Origin of the sequence: Neobacillus sp. YX16 (assembly GCF_030123505.1) — a bacterium.
Classification (GTDB): domain Bacteria; phylum Bacillota; class Bacilli; order Bacillales; family Cytobacillaceae; genus Neobacillus.
On the sequence record NZ_CP126115.1, the window covers coordinates 2,925,786 to 2,945,211 of the forward strand.

A 19,426-nucleotide genomic window follows, 5' to 3' on the forward strand; every position below is an offset into this window, starting at 1 on the left:
ATGAATATTTTTGAAAAAATCATCGGAAGTCTAGATGACAAGCGGGAATGGAGGGAGATGGAGGCACGTGCAAAGGCACTTCCAAGTGAGTACCGCAACGCTTACAAAGCTATCCAAAAATATATGTGGACTGCTGGTGGTGGTCCCACAGACTGGAAGGACAGCAGCCGTATCTTTGTCGGCATTCTCGAGCTATTTGAGGAAGGAGCAGCGGAAGGCAAGAAAGTCATTGACCTTACGGGCGAGGACGTGGCTGCTTTCTGCGATGACTTGGTGAAGGATGAGCAAACTTGGAAGGACAAATATCGCAAGAAGTTAAACGATACGATTGGTCGTGGCTAAAGGTGAATTCCAAGCGGAGTATCGCCTAACATCGACACTAACCACGTAAACCGTCACTATCATGAAGGCGTTTGGAAAAAAGTAAATTCAATAGATAATTCCGACTGAATAGCTGGTTACAAATGTATCACCTTCACTATTCAGTTATATTTTTACCCCGGTAGTAAGTAATACAGAATATCAGTCAGACAGACTAGTGAGGTACAGTATAGCTAATTTAGCGCTCTTGCTGCGCTTATTATAAGGAGGAAAAAAGTATGAACAATGCAGCGATTTCTGTAAAAGGGTTAAAAAAATCCTTTAAAGACAAGGAAGTCTTAATGGGGGTGGATTTTGAGGTGTGCCGTGGCGAAATTTTCGCACTTCTTGGTTCAAATGGAGCGGGCAAGACGACGACGGTTAATATTCTCTCGACACTGATGAAAGCCGATCGCGGTGAAGTAGGTATTTGTGGCTTTGACGTTAAGCGCCAACCGGATCATGTTCGCCAGTGCATCAGCCTGACAGGGCAATTCTCAGCTCTGGACGGCATGCTCACCGGACGGGAAAACCTGGTGATGATCGCCAAGTTGCGGGGAGTTTCCAATCCCACTCAAGTCGCCGACAATCTGCTTACAAGGTTTAGCTTGTCCGATGCTGCCAACCGCCGGGCTGACAAATATTCCGGCGGGATGAAGCGCCGGCTTGACATCGCTATGAGCCTGATCGGGACGCCAGCAGTCATTTTTCTCGACGAACCGACGACAGGGCTTGACCCCGAAGCGCGGATTGAAGTCTGGGATACTGTCAAGGAGCTTGCCGGCGGCGGCACGACCATATTGCTGACGACCCAGTACCTGGAGGAAGCCGAACAACTGGCGGATCGTATTGCCATCCTGCATGACGGAAAAATCATCACGACTGGTACTCTGACCGAACTTAAAGAGATGTTTCCTCCAGCGAAAGTGGAATACATTGAGAAGCAGCCGACATTGGAGGAAATTTTCCTCGCGATCATTGGTAAAAAGGAGGAGATGTAAATGAAAAGCAAAACAGGGGTATTACTGGGGCGGTTAATGCGCAACATCTTGCGCAGCCCGGATACGATTATCACGGTGGCAATTACACCGATTATGATGATGCTGCTGTTTGTGTACGTATTTGGCGGTGCCATAGAGACAGGCACGGACAACTACGTCAATTATTTATTGCCGGGAATCTTGCTGATGGCTATCGCATCCGGCGTTGCTTACACTTCTGTAAGACTGTTTACGGATGTAAAGAGCGGACTGATGGCGCGTTTCATTACCATGCCCATTAAGCGCTCGTCGGTATTGTGGGCTCACGTGTTGACCTCGTTTGTTTCCAATGCACTTACTATTGTGGTGGTTATCCTCGTCGCGCTCTTGATGGGCTTTCGTTCCAGCGCTGATATCCTGGATTGGCTGGCCGTAATTGGGATCCTCGCGATGTTTACGCTGGCGCTGACATGGCTGGCTATCATTCCCGGACTGACAGCGGGGTCTATGGAAGGGGCGACTGCCTACTCGTACCCGCTGATTTTCCTGCCGTTTATCAGTTCGGCCTTTGTTCCCACAGAAACCATGCCTAAAATTGTCCGTGCGTTCGCTGAGAACCAGCCCGTGACTTCAATCGTGAATGCGATTCGTGCCCTCTTGTATGAAGGAACTGTTGGCAACGATATCTGGATCGCGCTTGCCTGGTGCGTCGGAATCATGGTCATCGCTTACTTCTTCGCCGGTAAAGCATTCAAACGCCAGTTAGGGTAATTACACCATTAGGGGATTAGCTATACAATATTCAGCCGCAGCGAAGAATGAAACAATTCCTCCTTAACGGGTATTTAGTGGGAATTATTGCCCTAATACTGTTTCTTGTAATCCATTTTATTATTGTGCTAACGAAGCAGTATAGTGGAATAAGATATTATCATGGAATTTTGAACCTAGAAAGGGGAATTTTCAGTATATATAAGTAAAATCAAAAAATGGAGTGGAATTTGTGAAAAAGAAAGTGCTTCTCTATTTGTTAGGAGTAGCAATGTTTATAATCGGTTTTTATTTATATACTCAATGGAATAGGATTGGTAGTATATTTATGGTGCTTGGGGGTGGAACTCTCGTCACCGCTGCTTTATCAAAGTAATTAATAAACGCCAGTTTTATCTGAGAAGTTGCAATAAACTTATATTGCTATCGGGGGCGATTCTTCAAGAACGAAGAATCGTTTTTCTTCTTATTCTAATATAGGGGAAGGTTAGTTAACGAAAATACCTAGACCTCTATATTTAATACCATTAGTAACGATATTTCGTTAATGCATAAATTTTGATGTTTATACCTTCCCTAAGGCTCATATTAATTTGGGTAATGTGTAATACGGTAGAAAGTGAGGTTGATATATGTTAGAAAAAATAAGAAAAATTAATCTGAAAACGGCTGTATTTATGGGGATATGTTTTTACTCGTTAACAATGTTACTCCATGTTCTTATTATTAGCGGTGTTATTCCATTCACATGGGTTAATGGTGGACGGTCTGATGCCTTTACTACTCAACTACCAATATCTATTTTTAATATCATTATTTGTATTATTGGCGGAGTTTTCACACTAGTTGTTGCCGGAAATACGCTATATAAACATAAAAGAGGAAGAACTGTTATATGTTGGTTTTTTGTCGCACTTTGGTCTTTTGGGTTTTGTCAACAATTATTGGGAACACCTCTTGAAAAACTGGTTGGTTCGTTACTATTGCTCCTTGGAGTCATATCGAACTTGCGTATGGCAATTGAAAAAAGATAGCAGGCTCAATTGAATTAACTAGTTTGTGAAAATATATACTTAAACAAACAAGTGCGATGCTTAAAGAAGCATCGCTTTTCCATTTAAAAATATTTCATGTCTGATACTTCCACAAAGTTTGGCATAAATACGTGTGGTTTCACTTTTTTCATGACCTAGTAAGCTCTGAATAACATCCAATAGCGCTCCATTATTCAATAAATGGGTGCCGTAACAGCTGTGCCTAAGTGGATGCCTAAACAGAACTATTCTAATATTTAGGAAATTTTTTATATCTACACTGTGTATTAAGCCTATTGATCCACCAAACACGACAGAAGTGCAGGCAGATTTTGATAAGTTAATACAAGGACTCCGCTTCTCTTATTTCGTACCGTAGTTAAAAATCCGAGAGTGTAGCAGCAGATGATAGATTCAGGCAGCATCTCCATCCGTAACCGTGAACCAATGATTCACTAATTGCTATATATTCATTATTCCTTCTTTAGTTAATTGACTTGAATGTTGTTTTTTAATAATTATCACAAATAAGCTTGCAAGGATACAGAAAATTCCTGCCAAGAAGAATGCCCAAGTATAAGTGTTGAAAAATTTATAGACTAGACCCCCTCCATATGCAGCTACCGCAGCACCTACCTGATGAGATGCGAAAATCCAACCGTAAATGATTCCACTTTTAGTAGTCCCGAAGATTTGTCTCGAGATACTAATGGTAGGAGGAACAGTTGCAATCCAATCTAATCCATAAAACACAGTAAAGATAACTAGCATAGTAGTGGAACCTTCATTTAATGCATAAGGAAGTAATACAAGCGAAGCCCCTCTTAAACCGTAGTACCAAAATAATAGCCATCGATTATCGAAACGATCTGACAGCCAACCGGATAGAGTTGTTCCTACTAGATTAAAGATTCCCATAAACGAAAGGAACGAAGCCGCTGTCACTAAAGGGATGCCAAAGCTTATACAGTAAGAAACAAAATGGGTACCAATTAACCCGCTAGTTGAAAGCCCACAAATAAAGAAACTTCCAGCTAATAACCAAAATTCCTTCACCTTCACAGCTTCGAATAAGCCATTGAAGGCTAAAACAATAGGATTTTTCTTTTCTCCTTTATTACTCACTTGTATTTCTTTTTCCAGTCCATATGGAAGAATACCAACATCCTTTGGTGTGTTTTTCATAAATAAAAGGATTACGATAAGCATAATGAAACTAAGGATCATAAATAAAGCAATCGCCCAGCGCCACGAATAATTTTCAATTATAGCAGCTAAAACAGGAAGTAGAATTAACTGACCTGTTGCTGTACTTGACGTTAATATTCCTATTGCAAGACCTCTTCTTTTCACAAACCAATGATTCGCCACATATGGACTTACTACTGTTAAAAAAAGACTTGCTCCTAGTCCAATTATAACGCCCCAAATAAGGATCATCTGCCATGATTGGTTCATCATTAAAGTAAGTAAGATACCTGTCAGCAAAGTTGCCATAGAAACGATCATCATTTTTTTTAACCCATTCACTTCTAATAATGCAGCCATGAACGGTCCTGATATCCCATATAAAAAAAGACTAATTGCAAAAGCAAGCGCAATAATAGATCGATCCCAGCCAAATTCTTTTTCTAAGGGGTCTATGAAAACTCCTGATGATGACATGACAATTCCGGCTACAATAATAGAGAAAAATGTAATAACAAGAATAAACCAGCTATAGTGTATACGTTTCAAAACTCAAATACCTCCGTTGTCTTCATATAATGCTTTTTTCTAAATAATAACTTGCAACTAATTATTAGTAAAATTGAAGTTTATGAAGTTATCCATTGATTTTTTTGATACTATAAAAGTAAGAGTAATATATAAGTAGGTGAAAAAATGGAAATACGCCATTTTGTTACGTTTAAAAAGGTTATTGAAACGGGTAGCTTTACACAAGCAGCAGAAAATTTAGGCTACACTCAATCCACAGTGACTTCTCATATTCAGGCACTTGAAGAACATTTAGGTGGACCTCTGTTTGATCGGATGGGTCGAAAGGTTGGGTTGACTGATATTGGCAAGAAGTTGTTGCCCTATACTCAAGAGATTTTAGATACCTATGAAAAAATCGAAAGCATTACTAGTGAGGAAAAGGATATTAGAGGGACGATAAAGATTGCGGCTCCTGAATCTCTTACGGTATACCGCTTAGAACCGATATTAAGAGAATATCGAAAGAAATTTCCTCATGTAAGCATCCGTTTAAGTAATGCCACTTGCGGTGATAACAAGAAAGCAATACTTAATGGTAGTGCAGATATTGCGTTTGTTATGTTGCCACGGTTTGAGGATTCAGATTTAGTTATCCTTCCGTTAATAAACGAACCGATTGTTCTCGTTGGAAGTCCTGACTGTTCACTGAACAGTTTAGCTAAAAGTTACGAAAATCAGAAGCTTAGCGAGTGTTTAATTACTAACGAGAAAGAAGCCAGTTATCGAAGAATATTTGAAGAGTTCTTACGTGATAGAGGGATTGAACCTTCTAACATCATGGAACTTTGGAGTATTGAGGCGATAAAGCGGTCTGTAATGAGTGGGCTTGGTATTGCTTATTTACCTTTAGTGGCTGTACAGGATGAAGTCGAAGAAGGAAAGTTGAAAATTATTCCTTGTGAAGCTGACGTAAAACAGCTATATTCTCAAGTTCTTTATCACAAAAATAAATGGATTTCCCCTGCACTATCAAGTTTTATAGATATTACCTTGAAACATACAAGAGACAGGGCATGTGAGGAGACTACTTGTTGAGTTGAGATTGTGAAGTTTAAACTTAAACGTACTGGTGTAAAACTAGAAGTTTCGGCTGTCATTTTTGGTAGCTGTTTTTCTTAGTTCAACTTTAATTAAAGATGGGTTACCGAAAAGAGACCGCGGCAGTGGTCTTTTTCTTCTTTTTATTAAAGCATAATTAATAATGTGGAAAAATATGTATAGTAGTACAAGCTTGTTAAATTTTTATTAGGAGGATTTTTCATTGAAAAAAAGAACTAAATTTGCTGCGATTCTTTGTTCAACCAGTGCTCTTTTATTATCCATCGGTTTTTTAAATCAAAACATAAGCAATGCCGAGGCATCTTCTCAATCTAAGATAATACCTTATGTACCTTTCTTACCGATTGTTTCCAAAGGGAATGCTGCAATAAGTGTAACAACAGCAGAACAAAATATGGTAGAGATTTCACCAGTTTTATTTGGGTATTTACAACAACAAAATGGACAAGTTGTCTATTTTGAAAAGACTATACATCAAAATTAACAAGGGCAAGAGTTTAATTAGTGGTGCTGCGGCTAGCATTTTTTTTAATTGAGCTAACTGAAACTGGAAAATTACGTTATTTTGCTGGCTTTTTCATTAGTCTTTTTGAAAATGTGACTGATTAAATTTCACTAACAAATGTTGAGCCAATAGCAATGCACTATGTAAGAAAAGATACCTGGCAGTTCTTCAATTAATCAGATTAGTAAAACTCCAAATTTAATTAAAAAGTATTTTAGCATCCAAGTAAGCATACCAATTGTTAGTCTTGGAATAATCTGCCTAAATAAGTGCAAAATAATAACCATTAATTGGTGGAGGTTATTATTTTGCTTAACAAAAAAGAGAAGATTACATCCTTATTTTGGATTGCTATACTTGGACTGATATTAACAACGATATATACAATAATCCTTGGTATTTTAGGATATAGGACAATGAACAGGATCGATTATATGTACAAACAGAATAAACAAAGATCGAATAATAGTTAATAAAGAGTGACTGAGAAGTCGCTTTTTTTATTCCTTCTTCAATAAACGATGCAGTTTAGCACAAAAACAGGTTGATTTGAAACGGAATAAAAATAACTTCTCTATACTGTAAAGGAGGGGTAAATTTGAAGTGTAAATATTTTTGGTGCCTTTGGCAATGATTTTTCTTATTATATGGATTTATAAGATAAAAAGAGATAGCGAAAACCAAGTTAAACCAAACATAAGAATTATCGAACTATTGGAAACTGGAAAAACAGAGTGATTAATTGTAGTTTCTTGTTAACGGGAGTGTTTATCCAAGAAGGATTAACGCTCTTTTTTGTAGAATTTTATTGAATGATAGGTCATGATACTTCAATAAGGAATATGGAGTTCTATGGTAACTGATCTTAGCAAAGGGGGAATAAAATTGAGTAAAAAAAGGAAGTTACTATTCAGAATTACAATAGGTTTGAATATAGTACTTGTCGCAATTGTAGCTTGGGGAATAATAAAGATGAATTTCGTGAACGAGCAAGTTCTTGTTACAGAAGCTCAAAATAATTTAGTTGAATTGGAGAGTTTAATTGCTTACCAGAGTGATAACAATTGGTCTGAACCAAACTTGGTTACGACAGAATTAGGAGATGTGTTAAACGGAATATGGCTTGGAATGACCACTGGAGAGCAGCTAGGAGCTCTATCTAAAAGTGACAAGGGAATTCTAGAAGAATTGTATTCCAAATTAAATCAATATCCAAATGATGAATTATATAGCTTTGCCGATTTAACTGAAAAGGATAAAAAGAATTTTGAAAACCTACAACAAACACTTCGTGAAGTTGGATTAGGATCAAATATTCCTATTAGTGTCAAATTGGATTCCTTTATGTACCAAGCAGAGGCATTAAATGAAAAGATAGAAGCCCCATTAAAATAACGATGGACTACTAATAAAAATATATTATTGGCAGGAAAATTATTTTTTTTTAAACGATTCAAGATATTAGCTACTATTTAGGCAGACGGGGGCTATAGGCATGGATTATAGAATTGAAGTAATAGATTTTGAGGTTGAAATTGTTGGAGTAAAACAGAAAGTCGTTACAGAGGATGCTTTTAATACAATCCCTAGATTATGGGAAGAAGCGACTAAGAATGGATTGTTACAAAGGCTAATTGATATGTCATGGGAAAATTCACAAAGCAAAATGGAAGGGATTTTAGGTGTATGTGGAATACATGCTGCTATTACGGATAAAGAATTTGATTATTTTATGGGTTGCCGTTATATAAGTGGTCCCACCAGCGAGATGGAGAAAATAGTGATCCCGAAAAGTACATGGGCTGTTTTTCCAACTATTACTGAGGCATGGAAGCGTCTTTACACTGAATGGCTGCCTACATCAGGATATGAATTGGCAGACCTCCCTTGTATTGAGAATCATTTAGCACCTGATAGAGTTCCTAATAGTGAGCTTTGGGTTCCTGTTATAACGAAATAGTGGTAAATAGATTTTTTAGTTTCTACTGACGTGTATCAAAAGTTTAAGAACGGTTATCTTTGCGGCAATCTTTTCTTGTTGTGCTAACGGGATATAATGGTGAAGAAGTAATCGAAGACTATTTTGACTTCCTCCGAATAATACCAAATCAATAAAAAGTAGTTTATAATACAGCTATCATTATTATTAAGGGGCAGTTTATGGAGCTAATTACAGGAAAAGTAATAATAATATCCTTATTTTTATTAATCATTACAATGATCGAAACATTAGCTTATTCAACAAGGATTTCAGGGGCAAGGGTCAAATTTATTGCAACGGCTTTATCTTTGTTTAGTATGCTAGTGATCGTTTCAAGATTTTCTACAATGATTCAACAACCTTTAACAGCAAAACTTATCGCAGAAGCACCTGATGTAGACAAATTACACTATATAGAGGAACAGTATAGGATATTAATTGGTATGACCTCTATTGGAGTGTTATTGGGAATTCTGTTATTTCCTACGTTCATCAACATCTTTTCAAGAGCAATTATCCAACTTTCCAATCAACGTGGTTCAATAATTGGAATGTTTGCTAATCAATTCAATCGAAATGGCATTAGAAAAATAGTAATATGTTTTAGGCTTCCGAGATTTACATACCTTAAGGGAATTACGTTAAAAACCATTCCGAAGCGACTCTTTGTGATTAATGTTATCATTTCCGCTGTATTCACCATTGGGGTACTATCTTCCATTTATGCATCAATGTTAGTTCCAGAAGATTATGCTCAGGCCGCATTAATGTCATCTGGCATAATAAATGGTATAGCAACTATTTTGTTGACATTATTTATTGACCCAAAAGCCTCCGTGTTAGCTGATAGAGTAATGAAAAAACAAACGGATTATATTTACTTAAAAAGTTACTCTCTCACGATGATTAGTTCAAAATTCCTGGGGACAATTGTGGCTCAACTTCTGTTTATCCCTGCTGCCTATTATGTAGCTTGGTTTGCAAAGTGGATTTAACGAGTTTTAGTTCAACTAACGGGGCGTTGATCCAAGAAGGATTAACGCTTCTTTTTATTGAACTATATTGAAGTAACGGAGCAGGTTAGCATTCCTGTAGTGCTTAAATTTCAGGTTTGAAAAAAATAGAGCCCCTCAGTAAGATACGAGTATAGAGTCCAATCTAACTCAGAGTCTTAAGGAGGAAGCCCTACAATGAATTTTAAAATGCAAGACAAACAAAATCAACTAATAGCAAGAATTTCCGATACACATCTAATTGTAGGTGTAGATATTGCTCAACAACTATATGTTCAAGAGCAGTTAATTTTCGTGGAATTGTAATAGGAGACCTTGCGAATAAGTGAGCATTCAAGAGATATTGGTATCAAGCTGAGGGAGTTTAATAATTTTCCAAATAATACACTAACTGTAATACATTGTTTTTTTATGAACATACTAAAAGCAAATTGGATTTTAGGTGGTTAATTGAACAATGTACAATACTTTGCAAGAGGAACTCGAGAATAATATAAACAATCTAAAAATGAGCTTTAACAATACTTCTGATCTAAATATTAGAGAAATTAAGTTTGGGACTAAAAAGGATGAAGTTTTTAACATAGTTTATATAGATGGTATAGTTGATAAAAACATTCTTCAAGATTCCGTAATTCTTCCAATAATTAAGGCATTAAATATCGGTAAACCGATAATCCAGAACGAGTTTATAAATATTGCAGCCAATACAATACTTCCAGCAGCGAGTGTTAATATTACAAACTCATACCAAGATGTAATTGATGCAATAATTCAAGGTAAAACCGTTATATTAATTAACGGGGTGAGAGATGTCATCATTACAGATACTTCAAAGTGGCAAGAAAGGGCTTTGGAAAAGTCTTCAGGAGAAAGCACTCCAAATGGAATGATTTTGGGTTTTTCAGAAAAAGCAAATACCAATATAAACCTTTTAAGGGGGATGATAAAAAATGAGCAATTATGCGTACAAAAGATGACTTTAGGATCTAAATCTAAAACTAACATTTATCTACTTTTTCTAAATGATATTGTAGATAGAGGTATTCTAAGTGAAGTTAGGAAAAGACTTAAAAAAGTTGATGTTAAATATATTTTACAAGGAAGGGTAGTTCAAGAGATAGTAGAAGGTAAACAAAACACAATGTTTCCTTTATCTATGAATTCAGAACGGCCTGATGTAGCAGCTGCCAGCATTTTTGAAGGACGTGTAATATTGATGGTAGATGGAAATCCACAAGTGATGATATTTCCAGCTTTGTTCCTTGACTTTTTACAAGCCCCTGATGAGTATTTTTCCAATTATGGAAGGTTTTCTATAAGATTAATACGCCTTTTATCCTTTTTTATAACAGTTTTCCTCCCTGGTATATATGTTTCACTTGATAAGTATGGAATTGATCAACTGCCAAAAAAGGTTTACGAATCTTTAGTATCAAAGAATGAACTTTTACCAACATTTTGGGAAGAAATCGTACTTCTAATTTTATTTCGAATCGTTATAGATTCAACTTTCAGAATACCAAGTAATTCAGTAACTTTAGTTGCACTAATTGGATCTATAGTAATAGGTGAAACCGCAGTTTTCGCAAAGTTGATACATCCTGTTGGTCTTATAGTGATTGGTTTAACGTTTATAACGGGGATATTATTTGGTAATAAAGGACTTACAGCAACATTAAATACCCTAAGATATATTTTCCTTATAGTTGCTTACTACCTCGGTTTCCCTGGAATGATTATCGGTTCCACATTTTTATTGATTTATATAGTTAGTTTAAGGTCAATTGGAGTCCCATATCTTTCTCCTCTTATTCCTTTTAGACCTGTAGAACTGAAAGATTCTCTGTATAGAGGTAATTTAGAAACATTAATTAACAGTAAACATAGTTATCCAGAAGATAATCACTAAAGCCAACTGCCATTAGTCAGTTGGCTTTAGTGATTAAGATAATTAAACAAATTTTCCTTCTACAACTAACGGGGGCAAGAGTTGAAGATCTAAGCTGCTATTTATGGTAGCTTTTATTATTGAACAAACGGGACAGTTTAGCATTCCTGTAGATCGTTATTTTTTGACTTTGAAAAAAATAGGGCTCCTCAGTAAGAGATGAGTATAGACACCACTCTAACTCACAACTTTAGGAGGAACCCTACAATGAATTTTAAAATGCAAGACAAACAAAATAAACTAATAGAGAGAATTTCCGATACTCATCTAATTGTAAGTGTCGATATTGCTCAACAACTCCATGTTGCAAGAGCGGTTAATTTTCGTGGAATTGTAGTCGGAGATCCTATTTCATTTGAAAATAATGAAGAGGGGTTCTTTAAACTATTAAACTGGATACAAGATTTAAAAAGATTAAAAAACTTAAATGAAGCAATAGTAGGTATGGAGCCTACTGGCCATTACTGGATTAACCTATCAACTTGGTTATATAACCAAAACATTGAGGTAGTAACAGTCAATCCCCACTTAGTAAAAAGGAAAAAAGAGAATCATGATAATACCCAATGTAAGAGTGATAAAAAAGATGCACTAGTTATCGCAGATATGGTCAAAAACGGCTACTATTCTTTTATTCGCCCATCCTCAGAATCATTTGAAAAACTTAGAGTTCTAATGTCCAACCGTGATGTGATTGTAAAACGTCTCGTAATGTCAATAAATCAAATAAATCGATGGGTGGATGTTGTCTTTCCAGAGTTGCGACAAGTGTTTAACGATGTTTCGTGCAAAGGAGCCATCGCAACCCTTCGTTTGTTTCCGACTCCAGATGAAATATCTTCAATGGAGTCACTAGATGTCCAGAGGGGATGGAAGTCATTAATGAAAAGACAACCAGGGCCTAAAAAAGCTCATCTACTGATCAATCTAGCAAAATCTTCTATTGGAACTGGACAAGCACTTGATGCTTATAAATTCCACCTAGAACAATTATTAGAAGAATATGACCTCGCTGTAAAACAACTCGAAAGAGTTGAACAACAAGTTAAAGATCTTAAGTAGTTTTTTTCAAATGGTAATAAGTGAAATTTCATTAGCAGGGATACTAGGTGAGGCTGGAGATTTAAGTGGATTCTCCCACGGAAACTCTCTATTACGTCATGCAGGATTACATCTAGCTGAGGCAAGTTCAGGTAAATGGAAAGGTCAGATTGTCATTTCAAAGCGTGGAAGATCAAGACTCCGACGCTTCCTCTACTTAGCAACCATGAGCCTTGTGATGAATAACCCTGAGTTTAAAGCTATCCATGCATATAATGTGAAGGTCAAGAAGATGAAGAAAATGAAGTCTATCATGAAGTTGGTCGGTAAGTTAGCAAGAATTTTCGTAGGGATAGCTAAGGGAAACGAATCTTATTGTGCAAATAAATTACAAGAAACAATCCCATTAGCAGCATAGTAGCAGTATGACTAAAAGTCTTATAGTTAAATAGTTATCTTAAATTTTGAATGTTGTCTATTCGTAGGATTTCAAATATGCACGGAGTACCAGGTTTCTTCAACAAAAGGGCTCTGTGACCCATCAGTTTAGCATAACTGGCATAGGCATGACGAAGGAATGAGAGGGCAATTGACCCGTTGAGACATGGGAGGGAAAGCCTCCACGGGCGGCGTGGAGATGTGTATTATATGGTAAAATATGGAGTGGTAGCTGACTCCTTTATTTAACTATGCCTTCACGAAGCCAAGATGATCTGAACTCATTTCAATTACCCGTAAATCCAATTACAAGGGTTATGAAATCCTGTGAATAAGTGAGCATTCAAGAGATATTCGTATCAAACTGAGGGAGTTGAAGAAAAGAGACAGAAAGATAGATAAGTATCCTTATTTAAGGGTTAAAATCTTAAAATCCAAATAATTAAAAGGTTTTTTTGGCAATTGTCGAATATATTTTAGATATTTAAGAGATTGTTATAGAAGGGGGAAGTTTCTTTGATTGATAACGAAGTTTTGTCTCAAACTTTTTTGATCTTTGCTGAAAAGGAATGTAAAGGTTCAAGTCTATTATACGAATTTTTGTCCATAAAAATTTCTAAGGATTATGAACTTCTTGCAATTTATAGTAATGCAGGAGAGGGGCAACCTATCCCAAACCTGTTATTTGGTGCAGTACATTATCTTTTACTAAAAGGTAAGGATCACCCATTAAAAGAGTTTTACCCGAGTATAGTAAGTAATCCAAAGTCATATAAGGACTCGTTTGGATTCTTTAAGGATTTTTGTTTTAAATATCGCAATGATATTGAGTCAATTCTCAAAACTAGACTTGTCCAAACGAATGAAGTACGAAGATGTGCATACCTTTATCCAGTTTTTTGTACTATTTATGAGAAAGTGAAGAAACCATTAGCACTTATTGAAATTGGAACTAGTGCAGGGTTACAGCTTCTTTGGGATAAATATTCATATTCATACGAACAAAATGACATTTATGGTAATATTGATTCCAAACTTAATATTACAGCAGAAATCAAAGGAGAAAATACTCCAATTCTCCATTCGACTCCACCGCCAGTATCAACAAGGATTGGTATAGATTTAAATACAATTGATTTAAATGATAAAGATGACAAATTGTGGCTTAAATCCTTAATATGGACCGAACATAAAGAGAGGTTGTTTATGTTTGAAGAAGCTGCAAGTTATATTAAAGAAGTTCCAGTGAGTTTGTTTGATGGTGATGGGATTAGTTTGTTATCTAAATTTGTTGAAAACATTCCAGAGGACAGCGTGATTTGTATTTTCCATACTCACGTTGCTAACCAAATACCTTTAGAAATGAAAAAACAACTGTTACAAATTGTTGAAGCTATTGGTAGGAATAGAGACGTATTCCATATTTACAATAACATTCAAGATAGGTACTTACATCTTGATTATTATTTGGATGGTATTGAAAGTAAAAGCACTATAGCTGAAACCGATGGACACGGTAGATGGTTTGAATGGTTTATGAAAAGCCAAATGCCAATTTAGTAAAATGGTGAAGCTGCTACTCTATGGGCAGCTTTTCTTTGTCCTTTGCGACTTTGTGAAAAAATGTACGTAAACAAACGGTGGCGTTAGTTTGATAAGACTTTTCAAAGTCGATTCTCCAATTTGGAAATCGACTTTTTTGTACTTGAAAAACTATAATAGACTATAACAGCTATGTAGGGCGTCACAACTTAAGGTTATGAGATTTATCAGCTATTAAAAAAACCGTTAAGTATTTTTGGGGAAAAATGGAGTTTTAATTTGAGAAAGGAATAAAATAGATTTTATGAATTAAGGATTTTTCAGGTAAAATCAGCTATAAAGGCACATTACATCTAATGAAGACAATAAAAGACCCCAACTACCAAATGTTGGGGTCTATAAGTTAAATTACAAATCTGAAATCATACCGCCATCTACTACAAATTGAGCTCCAGTTGAATAGCTAGAATCATCAGAAGCAAGGTATACAACTAAATTAGATACTTCTACTACTTCAGCTCTTCTTCTTAGTGGAATATCTTGTTCAAGTTGCTTAAGATATTCTTCAACATCTGGTTGGTCAGCCATAGGTGTTTTGATAATTCCTGGATGTACAGAATTTACACGGATGTTATATTGTCCAAGCTCCGTAGCCGCACCTTTAGTCATACCAGTTACAGCATGTTTAGAAGCACTATATGCAATAGCCGTTGGCGCACTTACCAAACCATCTACAGATGAAATGTTAACAATAGAACCTACGCCAGCTTTTTTCATAGAAGGAAGTACTTTTTGCATTCCCAAGAACACACCAAGCTCGTCTACTTTAAATGTTAATTCGAAGTCTTTTACAGTTAGTTCTTCTAATGTTTTGAAGATACCAATTCCTGCGTTGTTTACTAACACGTTGATAGGACCAAATGTTTCTTCTGTTTTTGCAACAACTTCTACCCAGTTCTCTTCACTAGAAACATCTAATTTAAGAGCGATTGCATTTTCTCCTAATTCATCGGCTAGTTTTTGTGCACCCTCAAAGTTAAGGTCAGTAATCGCTACTTTTGCGCCTTCTTCCACGAATTTACGAGCATACATAGCACCCATACCTTGTGCTGATCAAGTGATAATAGCCACTTTTCCATCTAATTTTCCCATTTTCAATTTCTCCTTTCAAAATTTCAAAGTCATTTTCAGTTAAGAAAACTACTTCATGTACAATTTCTATAGTGAACATTTTGTGAACAAGTTAATAATAAACCTTATGTTAATTATTTCCAATTAAAGAATCTCGAATTAAAGATTTATATTATTTTGAAATTTTCAAAACAAAGAATAATGAAAAATTAAAATTCGATTTAAAATGTCGGCTTTTTTTGTTTCGTTAAAAGGAACGGTTTCATAGCTTAAGAGTTGTGGAATAGTTTACTCTGGCAAGGAATTAATAAATCGAGCCGAAGAAAGTGGCGATGAGTATCATACTGTTGCAATTGGTTATTTATGTACCGAGTACGAAGGAGAAATATCTCCTGATAGTAATCAAGAAATAGAAGCCCAGTTTTTTAAACTGAATCAATTACCTGAAGAAATCGATCCTTTTATTAAACACAAGTTAGTTGAATTAAAAGGGCAATTAATAAATCTACATACCCCTTCTTAAGCTAACTTTAAGATCATGTTGCTGAGGCAGCGTTTTTCTTATTGTGCTAACGGGGGAGGTTAGCTGTACAAGTTATAAATTTAATGGTTTAAAGTTATAGAGCATTTCTTTGAATGAGGAATGCTTTTTATTTTTGCTTAAAACAAAAACCTACAACAAAAATGTTGTTCAAATTAATAAAAATTTATTGTAAATCGATAAAATATATATTAAAATCAAAATCAGAATAAATAAGTGAGGTGCTTTTTATGGAAAAAGTAACAACATTGTTTTTAAAAATATCTGTCATTCTTTTAGGAGTCCCAGTTCTTGCTCTTTGCATCTTTTTGGTGCCTGAGATTGCGAATCTTGCAGCAAAATTGCTTCCAGAGTTTGCTTTTATAAAATATCTCGTTTTCATCGCTTTTGATGCATCGGCGATACCTTTTTACTTTGCTTTGTATCAGGCTTTCAAACTCTTACGCAATATTGACAAAAATAAATCTTTCTCCGATTTATCTGTAAAAGCTTTAAAGAAAATCAAATACTGTGCCATCACAATCAGTATTTTGCATGTGCTAGTTTGGCCGCTCTTCTATATCTTTGCGGAAGTAGACGACGCACCAGGAGTAATCTTTGTCGGATTGGTTGTTCCTTTTGCTTCGATGGTTATCGCAGTCTTTGCGGCTGTTCTCCAAAAACTTTTACAAGAAGCAATTGATATCAAATCAGAAAATGATTTAACGGTCTGAGGTGAATAACAATGGCAATTATAATTAATATTGATGTGATGTTAGCAAAAAGAAAAATGAGCGTAACAGAACTTTCGGAGAAGGTTGGAATAACAATGGCGAACCTTTCTATATTGAAAAATGGAAAGGCAAAAGCGATTCGATTATCCACTTTAGAGGCAATTTGTAAGGCTTTAGAATGTCAGCCTGGAGATATTTTAGAATACAAAAGTGACGAAGACAGTTAAATATTGTGGAGAAAACTTAATATAAAAATTATTAGGGGAGGTATAACTATGGACATTAACAATTTGATTATTGAAAATATTGCTAACCTTCATGAGTTGGAGAGAATGTATAGAAAAGACCCGAAAGCTTTTAAAAAGTCATTCTCACACGCATGGGAACAAAATCCTGATTCTCAGGTTCTTGGTGTTTGGTATGAAAGATTGCATTTTAAGGAGACGGCAAATACAGAAAAATCTTTCTTCCTTCAAAAAGGTTTCTTATTCATGGGCATTTTAGCCATTCTGGCCGGGATAAGCACCAGGATCATTTTCCATTTTGTCGAACAGGAAGCAATTGCTCCAATTAACCTGGCTTTTGGTATAATTCCCTTTATTGCTGCCTATTTTGTTTACAATAATACTCCGAAAAAAAGTGTTATTTATTCCCTTGCAGCGTTGTTCCTAATTTCCGGGTTTTATCTTAATATGCTGCCATTAAATTATAAAGACAGTATTATCCTTGCTTATTTACACCTTCCCATATTCTTATGGATATTGGTAGGGCTTGCATTTACAGGAAATGAATATTCAAAAGGCAGTACAAGATTAGCCTATATTAAATTTAATTTGGAATATTGTATTCTCTACGCCAGCATGGCAGTTAGCGGAATGGTACTAGCGGCATTAACCATGCAGTTATTTAGCTTTATTGGCTTGGATATAGAAGACTTCTATTTTAGCAATGTCGTTTTATTTGGTGCTGCCGCTCTCGCTATTGTGGCTGCATACCTGGTATCAATGAATCTTAAACTTGCTAAGAATATTACACCATATATAGCTGAAATTTTTAGTCCTCTTGTCCTTGTCACATTGGTGGTCTATCTTATAACGGTTATATGGGTCGGAAAAAATCCATTCTTGGACCGCAATTTCCTGATAGCCTTCAACGGAATACTCCTTGGTGTATTGGCCGTTACCATATTTTCCATTACCGAGAGCGACTCAGACGAGAAGAAGAACATTTCAGATTATATAAATTTTGCCTTAATTGTTCTTGCGCTTATCATTGACAGTGTGGCTTTGTCAGCCATCGTTTTCAGGCTTTCTTCTTATGGGATTACGCCTAATAGACTTGCTGTTTTAGGAGTAAACATACTTATCTGGGCAAATCTAATTTGGATCATGCTCTCCTATATGCGTTTTCTACAAAACAAAACCGGACCTTCAACTATCCAAGATGCCGTTACTAAGTATTTGCCGGTCTATGGACTTTGGGCAGCTTTCGTTACATTTACTTTTCCTATAATTTTTAATTAGAAAGGCTCTGTTAAAGTAAGAAAAAGCTAATCTTCTATAATGTATAAAACCCTTAGAGCCGATATTATGCAACTTTTTATACAAAGTTGCATAGTTTTGGCTTTTTTCATTACTAAAGTAAAAAGCGGGTAATCCTCTGGCAAACGATGTCTATGCATTGTGCTAACAGCGGATACTTCCATTTTTGGGTGCATATTGATTATGGGTGCTTGGACTGATAACCCAAAACCACCCCCGATTATACCGACTCTCATTATGTAGCCTCCCCGTTATAAGAGCTGGTCTGAAATGTTAGAAAAAGAGGAACTTGACCTTTTATTTGTAAGCTCACTACCTATTTATCATTTTGAAATGGTTAAAGAAGCAAAAAAGGGGTAAGTGTAGTTTGTGAAAAGCCCTTCACAATGAATAGTAGGGAATCAATAGAACTATTAAAACTCTCTAAGTCCTATAATGCAAAGGTATTGATTGATTTTGAATGGCATTACCTCCCTATTCGTCAAAAGATGAAAGAGTTAATTCAAAATGATTTTATTGGGAAGATAATTCATTTTGAGTACCACATATCAAGCCCGCAGTATCAAAAACTTCAATCAACTCAAAGAAATTGGATGGGTGAAAAACAAAAATTTGGCGGTATGTTGGGTGCATTAGGAACACATATGATTGATTGTTTGAGATGGTTAACACGAGATGAAATAGAAAGTGTTAATGGATTATTGCATACTCACGTTCCAGAAGGACCAGGAGAACTAAGAGATGCAGATGATGCATTTTTTATCCACGGGAAAATGAAAAATAATACTACTTTTTCAATTCAGCTATTGTCAGGGATTAACCACGGATTCGGTTCTAATTTAAAGGTATTTGGAACTAAAGGAACAATTACTTTAACTAATGATAAACAACTTTGCTTTGGAAAGATAAATGACGAACTAGAGGAACTGAAGGTTGAATTCAAATAAAAGGTTCCAACACATCTATCTGATGAGGCGAGAGCGTATTTTCCAGCTTTTTATTCGTTTTTAGAAAAAGTGTATGACTATGTTATCTCTGACAAAATAGATGAGGACTTAACCATT

General features: G+C 35.8%; 18 protein-coding genes and 2 pseudogenes. 17 read left to right on the forward strand and 3 right to left on the reverse strand.

Features of this window, described 5'->3' with window-relative positions:
• From QNH48_RS14070 to QNH48_RS14085, 4 genes are all read left to right on the forward strand, one after another.
• The gene (locus QNH48_RS14070; protein WP_095250423.1) at positions 1 to 342 is read left to right on the forward strand and encodes a DUF1048 domain-containing protein; all 342 of its coding nucleotides are present in this window, start codon (positions 1 to 3) and stop codon (positions 340 to 342) included.
• A 257-nt stretch (positions 343 to 599) separates the two neighbouring features.
• Positions 600 to 1,361 carry an ABC transporter ATP-binding protein gene (locus QNH48_RS14075; RefSeq protein ID WP_283955464.1) on the forward strand — a complete coding sequence of 254 codons (762 nt, stop codon included), beginning with the start codon at positions 600 to 602 and terminating at the stop codon, positions 1,359 to 1,361.
• Positions 1,362 to 2,111: an ABC transporter permease gene (locus QNH48_RS14080; protein ID WP_283955465.1), complete on the forward strand. Its 750-nt coding sequence runs from the start codon at positions 1,362 to 1,364 to the stop codon at positions 2,109 to 2,111.
• Between the two features lie 632 nt (positions 2,112 to 2,743).
• Complete coding sequence (locus tag QNH48_RS14085) at positions 2,744 to 3,145, forward strand: hypothetical protein (protein WP_283955466.1); 402 nt, start codon at positions 2,744 to 2,746, stop codon at positions 3,143 to 3,145.
• Positions 3,146 to 3,205: 60 nt separating this feature from the next.
• Here the strand turns inward: QNH48_RS14085 and QNH48_RS14090 are convergent, their stop codons facing one another.
• Positions 3,206 to 3,457: a tyrosine-type recombinase/integrase gene (locus QNH48_RS14090; protein ID WP_349655128.1), complete on the reverse strand. Its 252-nt coding sequence runs from the start codon at positions 3,455 to 3,457 to the stop codon at positions 3,206 to 3,208.
• Between the two features lie 150 nt (positions 3,458 to 3,607).
• Positions 3,608 to 4,882, reverse strand: a complete 1,275-nt coding sequence (locus tag QNH48_RS14095; RefSeq protein WP_283955467.1) for an MFS transporter — start codon at positions 4,880 to 4,882, stop codon at positions 3,608 to 3,610.
• Between the two features lie 147 nt (positions 4,883 to 5,029).
• Between QNH48_RS14095 and QNH48_RS14100 the strand changes: the two genes are divergently transcribed.
• The 9 genes and pseudogenes from QNH48_RS14100 to QNH48_RS14135 all read left to right on the forward strand — a co-directional run bounded on the left by QNH48_RS14100 (position 5,030) and on the right by QNH48_RS14135 (position 14,454).
• A complete protein-coding gene (locus QNH48_RS14100; protein WP_283955468.1) occupies positions 5,030 to 5,941 on the forward strand; it encodes a LysR family transcriptional regulator in 912 nt (303 codons plus the stop codon).
• Positions 5,942 to 6,167: 226 nt separating this feature from the next.
• Entirely contained in the window at positions 6,168 to 6,449 is a 282-nt protein-coding gene (locus tag QNH48_RS14105) for a hypothetical protein (RefSeq protein ID WP_283955469.1), read from the forward strand.
• 906 nt (positions 6,450 to 7,355) lie between these two features.
• Positions 7,356 to 7,865: a hypothetical protein gene (locus QNH48_RS14110; RefSeq protein WP_283955470.1), complete on the forward strand. Its 510-nt coding sequence runs from the start codon at positions 7,356 to 7,358 to the stop codon at positions 7,863 to 7,865.
• A 100-nt stretch (positions 7,866 to 7,965) separates the two neighbouring features.
• Positions 7,966 to 8,430 carry a GyrI-like domain-containing protein gene (locus QNH48_RS14115; protein WP_283955471.1) on the forward strand — a complete coding sequence of 155 codons (465 nt, stop codon included), beginning with the start codon at positions 7,966 to 7,968 and terminating at the stop codon, positions 8,428 to 8,430.
• A 200-nt stretch (positions 8,431 to 8,630) separates the two neighbouring features.
• Complete coding sequence (locus QNH48_RS14120) at positions 8,631 to 9,446, forward strand: lipid II flippase Amj family protein (RefSeq protein ID WP_283955472.1); 816 nt, start codon at positions 8,631 to 8,633, stop codon at positions 9,444 to 9,446.
• 195 nt (positions 9,447 to 9,641) lie between these two features.
• Positions 9,642 to 9,778, forward strand: a pseudogene (locus QNH48_RS30565) (IS110 family RNA-guided transposase); the annotation flags it as partial.
• A gap of 143 nt (positions 9,779 to 9,921) precedes the next feature.
• Positions 9,922 to 11,376 carry a spore germination protein gene (locus tag QNH48_RS14125; protein WP_283955473.1) on the forward strand — a complete coding sequence of 485 codons (1,455 nt, stop codon included), beginning with the start codon at positions 9,922 to 9,924 and terminating at the stop codon, positions 11,374 to 11,376.
• Positions 11,377 to 11,622: 246 nt separating this feature from the next.
• Positions 11,623 to 12,874, forward strand: a pseudogene (locus QNH48_RS14130) (IS110 family RNA-guided transposase).
• 536 nt (positions 12,875 to 13,410) lie between these two features.
• Positions 13,411 to 14,454 (forward strand): DUF2332 domain-containing protein, encoded by a 1,044-nt coding sequence (locus QNH48_RS14135; RefSeq protein ID WP_283955474.1) that lies wholly within the window; start codon positions 13,411 to 13,413, stop codon positions 14,452 to 14,454.
• A gap of 390 nt (positions 14,455 to 14,844) precedes the next feature.
• Here QNH48_RS14135 and QNH48_RS14140 read toward each other — a convergent pair whose 3' ends face one another.
• Positions 14,845 to 15,537 (reverse strand): SDR family oxidoreductase, encoded by a 693-nt coding sequence (locus QNH48_RS14140; RefSeq protein WP_283955475.1) that lies wholly within the window; start codon positions 15,535 to 15,537, stop codon positions 14,845 to 14,847.
• Between the two features lie 801 nt (positions 15,538 to 16,338).
• Here QNH48_RS14140 and QNH48_RS14145 point away from each other — a divergent pair.
• The 4 genes from QNH48_RS14145 (at position 16,339) to QNH48_RS14160 (ending at position 19,309) form a co-directional block, all read left to right on the forward strand.
• Positions 16,339 to 16,821 carry a DUF2975 domain-containing protein gene (locus tag QNH48_RS14145; RefSeq protein ID WP_283955476.1) on the forward strand — a complete coding sequence of 161 codons (483 nt, stop codon included), beginning with the start codon at positions 16,339 to 16,341 and terminating at the stop codon, positions 16,819 to 16,821.
• 11 nt (positions 16,822 to 16,832) lie between these two features.
• The gene (locus tag QNH48_RS14150) at positions 16,833 to 17,048 is read left to right on the forward strand and encodes a helix-turn-helix domain-containing protein (protein WP_017153334.1); all 216 of its coding nucleotides are present in this window, start codon (positions 16,833 to 16,835) and stop codon (positions 17,046 to 17,048) included.
• Between the two features lie 48 nt (positions 17,049 to 17,096).
• Positions 17,097 to 18,344 (forward strand): DUF4153 domain-containing protein, encoded by a 1,248-nt coding sequence (locus tag QNH48_RS14155; RefSeq protein ID WP_283955477.1) that lies wholly within the window; start codon positions 17,097 to 17,099, stop codon positions 18,342 to 18,344.
• Between the two features lie 404 nt (positions 18,345 to 18,748).
• Positions 18,749 to 19,309, forward strand: coding sequence for a Gfo/Idh/MocA family protein (locus QNH48_RS14160; RefSeq protein WP_283955478.1), 561 nt, complete (start codon positions 18,749 to 18,751; stop codon positions 19,307 to 19,309).
• Positions 19,310 to 19,426: the final 117 nt, after the last annotated feature.

Bases quoted from the DNA above. Each gene is read 5' to 3' on its own strand.
- QNH48_RS14070 (WP_095250423.1), top strand. From the start codon at position 1: ATGAATATTTTTGAAAAAATCATCGGAAGTCTAGATGACAAGCGGGAA.
- QNH48_RS14100 (WP_283955468.1), top strand. From the start codon at position 5,030: ATGGAAATACGCCATTTTGTTACGTTTAAAAAGGTTATTGAAACGGGT.
- QNH48_RS14155 (WP_283955477.1), top strand. From the start codon at position 17,097: ATGGACATTAACAATTTGATTATTGAAAATATTGCTAACCTTCATGAG.
- QNH48_RS14150 (WP_017153334.1), top strand. From the start codon at position 16,833: ATGGCAATTATAATTAATATTGATGTGATGTTAGCAAAAAGAAAAATG.
- QNH48_RS14115 (WP_283955471.1), top strand. From the start codon at position 7,966: ATGGATTATAGAATTGAAGTAATAGATTTTGAGGTTGAAATTGTTGGA.
- QNH48_RS14120 (WP_283955472.1), top strand. From the start codon at position 8,631: ATGGAGCTAATTACAGGAAAAGTAATAATAATATCCTTATTTTTATTA.
- QNH48_RS14160 (WP_283955478.1), top strand. From the start codon at position 18,749: ATGAATAGTAGGGAATCAATAGAACTATTAAAACTCTCTAAGTCCTAT.
- QNH48_RS14145 (WP_283955476.1), top strand. From the start codon at position 16,339: ATGGAAAAAGTAACAACATTGTTTTTAAAAATATCTGTCATTCTTTTA.
- QNH48_RS14140 (WP_283955475.1), bottom strand. From the start codon at position 15,537: ATGGGTGCTATGTATGCTCGTAAATTCGTGGAAGAAGGCGCAAAAGTA.
- QNH48_RS14085 (WP_283955466.1), top strand. From the start codon at position 2,744: ATGTTAGAAAAAATAAGAAAAATTAATCTGAAAACGGCTGTATTTATG.
- QNH48_RS14075 (WP_283955464.1), top strand. From the start codon at position 600: ATGAACAATGCAGCGATTTCTGTAAAAGGGTTAAAAAAATCCTTTAAA.
- QNH48_RS14125 (WP_283955473.1), top strand. From the start codon at position 9,922: ATGTACAATACTTTGCAAGAGGAACTCGAGAATAATATAAACAATCTA.
- QNH48_RS14080 (WP_283955465.1), top strand. From the start codon at position 1,362: ATGAAAAGCAAAACAGGGGTATTACTGGGGCGGTTAATGCGCAACATC.